This window comes from uncultured Bacteroides sp., assembly GCF_949298305.1.
Classification (GTDB): Bacteria; Bacteroidota; Bacteroidia; order Bacteroidales; family Bacteroidaceae; genus Bacteroides.
The window spans coordinates 1-11452 of the sequence record NZ_CASFWU010000115.1 but is presented as its reverse complement, the minus strand read 5'-3'; the positions used below and the strand labels follow the sequence as shown (position 1 = coordinate 11452).

The following is an 11452-nucleotide window of genomic DNA, read 5'->3' as shown; positions in this document are numbered from 1 at the left end:
GCAAGACTCATCAATCATTTTAAACCAAAATGTCAAAGAACTCTCGTTATTTGATGATATTTAAAACTAATGCGATTTTATCGCACCAGTAGTAATATGCAATCAACAATGAATATGCAGCATGGCAGAAAGAATACCAAGAATATTTCGACAATACTTTAACTTTATTACGCACCATACCTGAATTCACTTTCCCAGAAGATGTGAAAAACGAAGCATTGCCTTTTGCTTGGGAATATATCAAGTCCGTAGAGTATCCTGAATTGACATATTCTTTGACCACCCCAAGCAATCTTGAAGGCCGTATTAGCGAATTAACGTATTTATTGGACAGACTAAAATCATGGACACGCGATGACAATGACAATGCTTGGACTTCACAAAGAATAGCCGAATGGAAACAAGAAAATGAAGAACTGAAAGCTGCAATAGAAGCGGATAAAAAAGTATGGAAAGAAGCTGTGGATGCTTATTACCGCACACCTGCCGATGCCGTGATTGATTTGACTAAATTCACAGGATACACAGCATTTGCAGAAGCTCTTCCAAACTTCAACAAGGCTGTAGAAGAAAACGAGGCTGCTTGGGAAGCTATTCAAAAAGCAGAATACACATATTATAAAGTACAGAACACTTATTATACAAACATCGAGAATCTGGGAACAGTTAAGTCTGAAGCAACAGATAACCTCAATAGCTCGCTAAATGATAAATTAGACGAGTTCACTACAGCGCAACAAGAGCTCTATAAAGCCTATGAAAAATTATTCCAGGATTTACAGAACGGAGTAGAAGGCGTTACTCAAGAAGATGTGGATGAAGCATGGCAAGCCTATATGGATGCAGATCCATGGAATAAATGGAATGAATACTATAATGAGGAATATTCCAAGATTGAAGCCAATTATTACGAAGGTGTCAAGAAAGAGAAGGAAGCGTGGAATAAGGCTGCCAATGATTACAAAACAGCTATTGAGACATACAATGCCAAGAGAACAGCCTTGGATACCCAAGCCAATACCATTACTCCGTTATATGCCACTTTCTTAAACAGTGCTTCTGCAACCGAGTGGAGCTATTGTGCTATATTCAACACGGTTGACTTTATGAGTTTAGCTGACATGTATTATTTATGGGAGCGCAGCGCATATATAACTACGAAGAATGTAGAATCAACAAATGAATGGGAGACGTCCACCAATATTATATACTACCGCGATAATAACGGAACATACGAAGTAGAAATTGGCGATGCAACTCAAGTAGATAAATACACACTGCGTAGATTAATTGCCATGCAATCCAATACAATCTTTGGTACATCTCTATATTATACCAATGAGTACGGCGACCCCGACTCCCGTTTATTGGATTTAACATATGACGATGTAAAAGCAGCTATCGAAGCAAGCAGTGAAGAGCCACTTTATGGCGATGCATATATTGCAGCTTGTGGAAGTTTCGGAAAGATGGGAAATGTATTTGCAAACGAAGCCCGCATCGAGTTTGCTGAAGCTTGGATTGCCGACAAGAATAGTTCTGTTAACAAACTGATTACTGCTGTAACTACTGCCATCAACTCTTTGGAAACTGAATATACCACAGTAAAAGAAAATGCAGAAGCTGAAGAAAAAGAATTGATGGAGGAACTTACTGCCTTAGAATTAAAGTATGAACAGACATACGAAGCAGCAGATGAGCTTAGGGCAAAAACAGAACTGCTTATAGATTTGTTGGAAAGTATCGAAAATGCATGTTACAACTACATACTGAATGGCTACGAATTCTGGACAACAGATATGATTGCAACAGAAATCGAAAATCTTAACGAATTAATCAGAGGCTTGGATTTGGAAATTGAAGACCAAAAACATGCAGTAGATACAGCTCAGCGTAACCTGGAGGCTTATAACGATGAACAACTTAGCGCATTAGAAATTGCCACAGAAAATTGGGAAGACGCCGTAATTGACGTTGAAAACGCCAACGAAGAATATAAAGCAGCATTGGATCTCTTGAACAAAATTATCGAAAAGATGTCTTTGGAATCGGCAGCAGAGGAAACTCCGGCTGAATAATCAACATTTTAACTGAAACAAGATGATAAAGAAACTTTGCACAATCTTATTGTCAGCAGCCCTTGTTGCGCCCCTTTGGGCGCAACAAGCCGGCAGCGGCAAAAAAGAGGGTGTGGTGTTTGCTCCCCGCAAAGGTCAGTGGCAGGTGTCGCTGGTATTAGGCAGCCAGAGCCCGTTCTACAATGAGAACACAGGCTCGTACCTATTGCCCAACTTCACCAACACGGAAGGTTCGGTGGGACTGGGTGGCGACAAAAACCAGTCAGTCGACCCGGGCGCTTACCTGAACATCGGCGGGTTCAACAACAATAGTCTGGTCAACATCGTCGGCCTGCAAGGCAAATACTTCTGGGACGACTGCTGGGCTGTCAACTTCTCGTTCGGAATGAACATCAGCGTCACGCCGAAGAAGGATTACATTGAAGGAGACTATGAAACCGTTCCCGACATGATTATCCCCGCGCAGAAGTATGTGAACGCACAGGCCACCAACAACTGGTACGTATCAGTGGGCACTGACCGCTATTTCAAGACGAGCAATCCGCGCATACACCCTTATGTGGGAGTCTTGGCAGGCTTCCAGATGGCGAGAATTGAAACAACAGAACCTTATACGGGCGAAGTCTACGATGACGGCGAAGACGAAGACGGCGACGGACTTCCCACCCAAGTCTACCTGGCAGCCGGAAAGGCCGGACAGATGTTCGGCATCAAGGGCGCCGCAGTGGCCGGTGTGGAATACAGCATTGCCAAAGGCATGATTCTGGGACTGGAGTTCCAGCCGGTAGCCTACCGTTACGACCTCATCCAGATTTGCCCCAAGGGATTTGACAAATACAACGTGTCGCATCACAACGTGAAAATATTCGACATGCCCGTGTTGAAGTTCGGATTCCGGTTCTAAACGTAACAGACGTTTCCTAAAAAAACGTAAACAATGCAGGGAAGGCGGTTCTGCTAATAAAAATTAGCCGGACCGCCTTTACTTTTAAAAACAACTACAAGATGAAGAACAAACTTCTGCTTTTGCTTTTGCTAAATGTCGGAATCGGCCTTGTCGGCTGTAAGGGAGGCCAGACACCGCAACAATCCGGCTGTACGGTCAGCGTCAAGGTAGACATCCCGCAATACACGGAAGCATACCTCATGGACGCTGGACAAAGGGTACTGGACACCTTGTCTATTGTAGACAAAACCATAACCATAGAACGTACAGACACCGCATCGATGCCATACGTAGCCATCATACAACTGGTGAACCCGGCAGACTCCATCGACTTTCTGTCCATGCCGGTAGTGATAGAAGGAGGGAAAGTTCAAGTTGAGATTGGCGAATATGTGACCACCCAGGGCACAGCACTCAACTTCCGCCTCCAGGAATTTCTGAACGACCTCCAGGCCACCCGCGACAGCTTCAAGAAGATGGACGCCTCGCAACTGGAAACGATGAAGAAAACCTTCTCCGAATTTTACAGGCAGCAAATCCTTACCAACAAGGACAACGTGCTGGGCAGGTATATCTACGACAGCTACGGCATACACCTGAACGATGCCGACAGAGAACTGGTAAAGGCGCAGTTGGTTAACTTATAAAACAGTTTACTATGAAGCTAAGAATTATTGTCACTTCCATGGCACTGGCCGCGTTTTCGTTCTGCGCAAACGCCCAGAACAGCGACACGCCCAAAGAAAATCCGTGGTTCGTCCAGGGCGAACTGGGAGTAACCTACTCCACCGGCGGAACCGGTATCGGCCGGCTGTTGTCACCGGGCGGTTCCATTGCCGTAGGTAAGTATTTCGTGCGCCGGGCGTGTTCAGCGGGGCTGAGTCCTTCTACTTCGGCTCGGCCACGGTAGACGGATTGATGAACCTCAGCCAGCTCATCAAGCGTTATCCCGAACGCCTGTTCGACGTGAACCTTATTGCCGGTGTGGGCTTCAACCGTTCGTTCAGCAATGCCAGCAGTTTCATGGGCAAGTTGGGTCTGCAGGGCAGTTTCCGCCTGAACGACGCCATCGACCTGAATGTTGAAGCTACGGCCAACGGCGTTTCCGACCGCTGGAACGGACGCGACGACCACGGCATAGACACGTATTTCCACGTGGGTGTGGGCCTCACCTACAAGTTCGGCATAAACGTGGACTGCATCACCTGCATCTCCGAGGAATATCCAGAGATTGTCTATACTGAAGAAGAGATGAATGCACTCATCAACGAACAGCGCGCGCAACTGGCCGACAGCATCGTAGAACACCGGACAGACACCATTTTGGTTGAGAAAGATTGTCCGCCCGCCGAAAAGGTGGTGAAGGGTATCCGCAGCCACGTGACGTTCAGCATCGGCAAGACCAACATCACACCGAGCCAGGAGATGAACATCATGGCCATCGCCCAGTATCTGGAGCAGTATCCCGAGGCCAACGCCACCATCAACGGATATGCCGACACGGGTACGGGTACTCCCGAAATCAACCTCCGTCTTGCCAAGCAGCGTGCCGAAGCTGTGCGCGACTGTCTGGTCAAGAAATACGGCATCAGCGCCGACCGGCTCGCGGTGATGAGCATGGAAGGAGAAGAACAGCCGTTCAAGAATAATAACGACTGGAACAGAGTCGTTATCATTGTTGCAGACTAAGTCCGCTCCTCATTTATAGTCAGGAGGAACCGATTCTCATAGCGGTTTCTCTACATTCAAAAAGAGCATTGGACTCGGGAAACCGGGTTGCAATGCTCTTTTTGTATGGGCAAACGGCCTCTTTTCAGACCGTTCCAGCCGGCCGTCCGACAAGAATCCTACCCCAACCTGCATAAAATCCCGATAAAATTCGTATTTTTGCCTGCAACTGAAATCTGTATTACCATAGAATAGACCAATTCACGGATATAAATATGAGCGAAGATATAGAAGTACCGAAAGATGATTTGGGCAAGGAGTTCTCTGAAGAAAGAGCTGAAGGGCATTCTGACTACAAACCCGCCGACACGAAGGATGGAAGCGTGAAGCACCAACTGAGCGGCATGTACCAGAACTGGTTTCTGGACTATGCGTCGTACGTCATTCTGGAGCGGGCCGTGCCGCACATCATCGACGGACTGAAGCCGGTGCAGCGCCGCATCCTGCACTCCATGCGCCGCATGGAGGACGGACGGTACAACAAGGTGGCAAACATCGTGGGGCATACCATGCAGTTCCACCCGCACGGTGACGCCAGCATAGGCGATGCGCTGGTGCAGCTGGGACAGAAGGATTTGCTCATAGACTGCCAGGGTAACTGGGGAAACATCCTGACGGGGGACGGCGCGGCGGCGCCCCGTTACATCGAGGCACGGCTGTCGAAGTTTGCCCTGGACGTGGTGTTCAACCCCAAGACGACCGAGTGGAAGCTGTCCTACGACGGACGCAACCGCGAGCCAATCACCCTGCCCGTAAAGTTCCCCCTGCTGCTGGCACAGGGCGTGGAGGGCATTGCCGTAGGGCTTTCGTCCAAGATTCTGCCACACAACTTCAACGAGCTTTGCGACGCTGCCGTCAGCTACCTGCACGGCGAGGAGTTCCGCCTCTACCCCGACTTCCAGACGGGAGGCAGCATCGACGTGAGCAAGTACAACGACGGCGAGCGGGGCGGCAGCGTGCGCATACGCGCCAAGATAGAAAAGGTGGACAACAAGACTCTGGCCATCCGTGAGATTCCCTACGGAAAGACCGTAGCCAGCGTGTGCGACTCCATCGTAAAAGCCAGCGAGAAGGGAAAAATCAAAATAAAGAAGGTGGAAGACTTGACATCGGGCAGTGTGGAGATACTGGTCCATCTGGCTCCGGGCGTATCGTCGGACAAGACCATAGACGCCCTGTTTGCCTTTACCGACTGCGAGGTGAGCATCTCGCCCAACTGCTGCGTCATCGACGACCAGAAGCCACACTTCCTCACCGTGAGCGACGTGCTGCGCAAGTCTGTGGACAACACTTTGGCCCTGCTGAGGAAGGAACTGGAGATACGCCGCGGCGAGATTCTGGAGAGTCTGCATTTCGCATCGTTGGAGAAGGTCTTCATCGAAGAACGCATCTACAAGGACCGGGAGTTTGAACAGGCCCCGAACATGGACGCCGCCTGCGAGCACATAGACCTGCGTCTGACTCCCTATTATCCCTCTTTCATCCGCGAGGTGACCAAAGATGACATCCTGCGCCTGATGGAAATCAAGATGGCACGCATCCTCAAGTTCAACTCGGATAAGGCCGAAGAGGCCATCGCCCGCATGAAGGCGGACGTGGAGGAAATTGACCGTCACCTGGACAACATCGTGGAATACACCGTGGACTGGTTCCGGATGTTGCAGAACAAGTACGGCAAGAACTTCCCGCGCCGTACCGAACTGCGCAACTTCGACGTCATAGACTCTGCCAAGGTAGTGGAGGCCAACGAGAAACTCTACATCAACCGCGAGGAGGGCTTTATAGGCACGGGGTTGAAGAAGGACGAGTTCCTGGCCAACTGCTCCAATCTGGATGATGTCATCATCTTTTTCCGCGATGGCCGTTACATTATCACGCCCGTAGCCGACAAGAAGTTTGTGGGCAAGAATATCCTCTATGCCAACGTGTTCAAGAAGAACGACAAGCGTACCATCTACAACGTCTGCTACCGCGACGGCAAGGACGGCACCACTTACATCAAGCGCTTTGCCGTGACTTCCATCGTGCGCGACCGCGAATACGACCTCACCCAGGGCAAGCCCGACTCGCGCATCACCTACTTCAGTGCCAATCCCAACGGCGAGGCCGAAATCATCAAGGTGACGCTGAAGCCCAACCCGCGTATCCGCAAGATTATCTTCGAGGAAGACTTCAGCCAGATAGGCATCAAGGGACGGCAGGCCATCGGAAACATCCTGACCCGTAACCCGGTACATAAAATCAGTCTGAAGCAACGCGGTGGTTCCACCCTGGGAGGACGCAAGGTGTGGTTCGACAGCGACGTGCTCCGCCTCAACTACGATGGGCGCGGCGACTACCTGGGTGAGTTCCAGAGCGGCGAGCTCATCCTCGTGGTGCTGAACAACGGCGACTTCTATACCACCAACTTCGACGTGAACAACCACTACGAAGACAACATACGCATCATGGAGAAGTTCGACCCCAACAAGGTGTGGACGGCTGTGCTCTACGATGCCGACCAGCAAAACTACCCTTACATCAAACGCTTCTGTTTCGAGCCTTTCACCCGCAAGCAGAACTACCTGGGCGAAAACAAAAACAACCGCCTGGTATTGCTTACGGACGAGTACTATCCCCGCCTGGAGGTGGTCTTCGGAGGACACGACAACTTCCGCGAGCCTCTGGTCATCGATGCCGACGAGTTCATTGCCGTGAAGGGCTTCAAGGCCAAAGGCAAGCGCCTGACCACCTACACCATAGAGACCATCAACGAACTGGAACCCACCCGACAGTACGAGAAAGTACAGGAAACGGATATTAAGGAGGAAGAAGAACCCGAGAACCTGGACCCCGACCGGGACAAGAGCGAAGGAGACATTATCGACGAAATCACAGGACAAATGAAACTGTTCTGACCGGAGAAATATGAAATACAGACTCTTATATACCCTGACATTCCTGTTTGTCTGGAACACATTGACGGCGCAGGACTTCACAGAGAAGAGAGCGACGGCCCTGACGGCCGACTCACTGACAGTTGCCCCTACCCGATTCGTCACCCGCGCCACCCTGTACGGTGCCGGATTCACCAACGTGTTCGACACCTACCTTTCGCCCCAGGAGTACCGGGGAGTAGAGTTCCGCGTATCCCGCGAGAGCATGCGCATGACCCGCTGGCTGGACGGCAACGTCTCCCGCCAGACCTTCTTCCAAGGCAACCTGGGCTATACGCACAACCGGGCTGAGAACAACAACACCCTGTCCGCTCTGCTCAACTGGAACTACGCCCTGCACTACCACTTCCGCCTGACGGACAACTTCCGCCTGCTGGCCGGAGCGGCGGGAGAACTGGACGGAGGCTTCGTCTACAACCTGCGCAACGGCAACAACCCCGCCCAGGCACGCGCTTACGTCAACCTGGCCGCCTCGGGCATGGCCGTGTGGAACCTGCGCATCCGCAACTACCCCCTCACCCTGCGTTACCAGCTGAACCTGCCTCTGGCAGGAGTGGCCTTCTCGCCCCACTACGGACAGTCGTACTACGAAATCTTCTCGCTGGGCAACGCCAGCGGAGTAGTGTGCTTCACCTCGCTCCACAATCAGCCATCGCTGCGGCAAATGCTGACGGCCGACCTTCCTGTGGGACGCGCCAAGATGCGCCTGGCCTATGTGTGGGACGCACAGCAGTTCCACCTGAACGGCATCAAGGCCCATACCTACTCACACGTATTCATGGTGGGCTTCGTCAAGGAGTTCTACCTCTTACCCCCTAAGAAATAATCAACCTTATGAGACTCACTGCCCCCATTCGGAATATGCTCCTCCTCCCGTCTGTCCTCCTCGTCCTGCTGACGGGCTGCATCCGCGAAGAAGACTTCGACAACAGCCCGCAAGGCAATTTCGAGGCCCTGTGGCGGATTATAGACGAGCAATACTGCTTCCTGGACTACAAGCAGATAGACTGGGATGCCATACACGACCGCTACCAGCCCCTTATCACCCCCGGCATGAGCTACGACGGACTCTTCGAGGTGCTGGGCAACATGCTGGCCGAGCTGAAAGACGGACACGTCAACCTCTACTCCGCCTCCAACACCGCCCGCTACTGGGACTGGTACCTAGATTATCCGCGCAACTTCGACGAAGCGCTGGTAGAGCAGTACCTGGGACGAGAATACCGCATTTCCGGCGGCATGAAGTACCGCATTCTGGAAGACAACATCGGCTACATCTATTATGGCGACTTCACCAGCGGCATCGGCGACGGCAACCTGGACGAGGCCCTTTCGTATCTTTCCATCTGCAACGGCCTCATCATCGACGTGCGCAACAACGGCGGCGGCAACCTGACCTACTCCAGCCTGCTGGCCGCCCGCTTCACCAACGAGCGCGTGCTGACCGGCTACATCCAGCACAAGACAGGCAAGGGGCACAGCGACTTCTCCGACCCCGAGCCCATCTACCTGGAACCCTCCAACAGCATCCGCTGGCAAAAGCCCGTAGCCGTACTCACCAACCGCCACTCGTACAGCGCCACCAACGACTTCATCAACTCCATGAGCGTGCTGCCCGGCGTCATCCTCGTGGGCGACCAGAGCGGAGGCGGCTCGGGACTGCCCTTCTCGTCGGAACTGCCCAACGGCTGGGGCGTACGTTTCTCCGCCAGCCCCCACCTGAACGCACAGAAAGAGCACATTGAGTTCGGCATCGAGCCCGACGTGTGGGTGGACATGGACGAGACCGACAAGGCCAACGGCCTGGACACCATCATCGAACGGGCCCGCGAACTGCTGAAAAAAGGGAAGCAAGACCAACTGAGACCCACTTTCTGAGGCAAACGGTTTGCAGGTACCGAAAAATCTTACTATCTTTGCCGCGCCCAACAAGAAACAGCAACTGCGGCTGTGGCGTAATTGGTAGCCGCGCCAGACTTAGGATCTGGTGTCGCAAGACGTGTAGGTTCGAGTCCTATCAGCCGCACAGAAAGACAGAAGAGGAAAATTCGGAAGAGTTTTTCTCTTTTTTATTTTTGTAATCGCTTGATATTTTTGCTATTATAGAGAGTGCCTTATTCTCATGGAAGGTTCGATAATCGTCAATTTCTTTATCCCACAAAATTCCATCAGGAAAGAGTAAATTTTGGATTCTTTGGCTTAATTCCAACGAAGCATTTTTCCATAAAGTATCTAATTCACAGCATATTGCAAGCGTATCATCAACTTCACTGTTGAAGTTCGATAAATTTCTTTTGCAGTTTGCTAATTCAAGGTCTATTTTAGTAAGCCTTTCCTGCAATGTCTCAACCGTTGCCTCATAAATATCTTCATCAATATCGCCCATTCCAAACCGTACTTTACACTTCTTCATCTTGTTTTGGCATTCCGTTTTCTGCTTTTTCAATAGGACTTCTGTTTTCCTTTGTTCTTCATCGTCAACAGCAATCATCCGACTGATAATATCACGCAAAATGCTTGTCAGTTCGTGAGGAATATTGAATGAATGCAAGACACGTTCATATTTGCTATGCAACTTCTTTGCTGATTCATTTGTTTTGCAGCCAATCTGATTGCATTTATAATAATCCAAATTCTTTTTCTTTACAGTGTAAGCTGTAAACGGAGTATGGTCTTTTGCACACAAAACGTGGCGTTTCAAAGGATAGCGTGGTGTTTCTTTTTTATGAGTATATACCCCTGTTCTATCACTCAGTATTTCTTGCACACGCAAAAAATCATCATAACTGACAATGTGAGGTTGATTGCCGTCCACAAGTTTTCCTTCCAACATCTTGTGTCGGATTTTCCCTGCATAAAAAGGATTGGTAAGGATGTGATGCAACTTTTGCTTGGTTAATGTCAGTCCATAAGTTTTCAGTTTCTCTATAATTTGGTAATTTGCCATACCTTGTAATTTCCAAGCAAAGGCTTTCTTTATCAATTTACCATCTTCATTTATCGTGAAAGTTGTACCCAATGATTTTCCATGTTTGGTGTAGCCAAGAGGTTTGGCCGCTTCACAGTACACACCATTTTCAAGGCAAAACTTTCGCCCTGATATAAATTTGTCGGTACGATTTCCATTGTCCCATTCAGCCAGTGTCAGTTTAAATTTGACCATCATAACCCCGTTACGAGTAGAGGTGTCTATTCCTGTTGATGCTTCTACTATGATTACTTTGCGCTTTAATAGTTCATCAATAATAGTAGCCCCTTGTCCTACATTCCTACTAAATCTGTCAACTTCGGATATAATAACGTGTGTGATGGTTTTATCCTTCTTCAATACAGAATACATCTCTTTTAACATAGGGCCTGGTGTTTTGGCAGTTTCATGCGCACCACCAAAATACCCTTTTATCTTATATCCATTTTGCTTTGCAAATAGTTCACATTTACATTTTTGGTCAGCTAAGGAAGCTCCATTTTTCTCCTGATACTTAGTTGATACTCTCGTCCATATTATACAATTCTTCATCGCCTTCTACTTTTTTCTCATTATTAAATCTAATACCTATCTCTGCTATGGCCTGCATATAGTCTAAAAGAATGCAAGCGTCTGTTTGGGATATTCCTAACTGATTAAATTCTTGTTCATAGTCTTGATATTTAATCATTCATTATCATTGCTGTCCGGAGAAAATTCTTTAAAACAGTTATTATTAACTAATAATCAGTTAGTTACAAGGCTAATAAAATTTTTCGATTAGAAATCATAGTTT

The 11452-nt window shown here is 49.3% G+C and carries 10 protein-coding genes and 1 tRNA gene; 9 read left to right on the top strand and 2 right to left on the bottom strand.

What is annotated here, in order from left to right; translation table 11 throughout:
- Nucleotides 1-203: 203 nt before the first annotated feature.
- The 9 genes from Q1Y74_RS12670 to Q1Y74_RS12630 all read left to right on the top strand — a co-directional run bounded on the left by Q1Y74_RS12670 (nucleotide 204) and on the right by Q1Y74_RS12630 (nucleotide 9714).
- The gene (locus Q1Y74_RS12670) at nucleotides 204-2078 is read left to right on the top strand and encodes a hypothetical protein (protein ID WP_300814672.1); all 1875 of its coding nucleotides are present in this window, start codon (nucleotides 204-206) and stop codon (nucleotides 2076-2078) included.
- A gap of 22 nt (nucleotides 2079-2100) precedes the next feature.
- A complete protein-coding gene (locus Q1Y74_RS12665; protein ID WP_300814671.1) occupies nucleotides 2101-2982 on the top strand; it encodes a BT1926 family outer membrane beta-barrel protein in 882 nt (293 codons plus the stop codon).
- 101 nt (nucleotides 2983-3083) lie between these two features.
- Nucleotides 3084-3671 (top strand): hypothetical protein, encoded by a 588-nt coding sequence (locus tag Q1Y74_RS12660; protein WP_300814670.1) that lies wholly within the window; start codon nucleotides 3084-3086, stop codon nucleotides 3669-3671.
- An 11-nt stretch (nucleotides 3672-3682) separates the two neighbouring features.
- Complete coding sequence (locus Q1Y74_RS12655) at nucleotides 3683-3934, top strand: hypothetical protein (RefSeq protein WP_300814669.1); 252 nt, start codon at nucleotides 3683-3685, stop codon at nucleotides 3932-3934.
- On the top strand, nucleotides 3889-4713 hold the full coding sequence (locus tag Q1Y74_RS12650) for an OmpA family protein (RefSeq protein ID WP_300814668.1): 825 nt from the start codon (nucleotides 3889-3891) through the stop codon (nucleotides 4711-4713). Before Q1Y74_RS12655 ends, Q1Y74_RS12650 begins: the two co-directional genes overlap by 46 nt.
- A gap of 254 nt (nucleotides 4714-4967) precedes the next feature.
- Nucleotides 4968-7649, top strand: a complete 2682-nt coding sequence (locus Q1Y74_RS12645; protein WP_300814667.1) for a DNA gyrase/topoisomerase IV subunit A — start codon at nucleotides 4968-4970, stop codon at nucleotides 7647-7649.
- A 10-nt stretch (nucleotides 7650-7659) separates the two neighbouring features.
- On the top strand, nucleotides 7660-8514 hold the full coding sequence (locus Q1Y74_RS12640; protein ID WP_300814666.1) for a DUF3316 domain-containing protein: 855 nt from the start codon (nucleotides 7660-7662) through the stop codon (nucleotides 8512-8514).
- Nucleotides 8515-8522: 8 nt separating this feature from the next.
- On the top strand, nucleotides 8523-9566 hold the full coding sequence (locus tag Q1Y74_RS12635; RefSeq protein ID WP_300814665.1) for a S41 family peptidase: 1044 nt from the start codon (nucleotides 8523-8525) through the stop codon (nucleotides 9564-9566).
- A 66-nt stretch (nucleotides 9567-9632) separates the two neighbouring features.
- Nucleotides 9633-9714, top strand: a tRNA-Leu gene (locus Q1Y74_RS12630).
- Here Q1Y74_RS12630 and Q1Y74_RS12625 read toward each other — a convergent pair.
- Both Q1Y74_RS12625 and Q1Y74_RS12620 read right to left on the bottom strand, forming a co-directional pair.
- Nucleotides 9706-11208 carry a recombinase family protein gene (locus tag Q1Y74_RS12625; protein ID WP_300814664.1) on the bottom strand — a complete coding sequence of 501 codons (1503 nt, stop codon included), beginning with the start codon at nucleotides 11206-11208 and terminating at the stop codon, nucleotides 9706-9708. The two genes, Q1Y74_RS12630 and Q1Y74_RS12625, sit on opposite strands and share 9 nt — an antisense overlap.
- Nucleotides 11171-11347: a hypothetical protein gene (locus Q1Y74_RS12620; protein ID WP_300814663.1), complete on the bottom strand. Its 177-nt coding sequence runs from the start codon at nucleotides 11345-11347 to the stop codon at nucleotides 11171-11173. The genes Q1Y74_RS12625 and Q1Y74_RS12620 overlap by 38 nt, the downstream gene beginning before the upstream one ends.
- Between the last annotated feature and the right edge of the window lie 105 nt (nucleotides 11348-11452).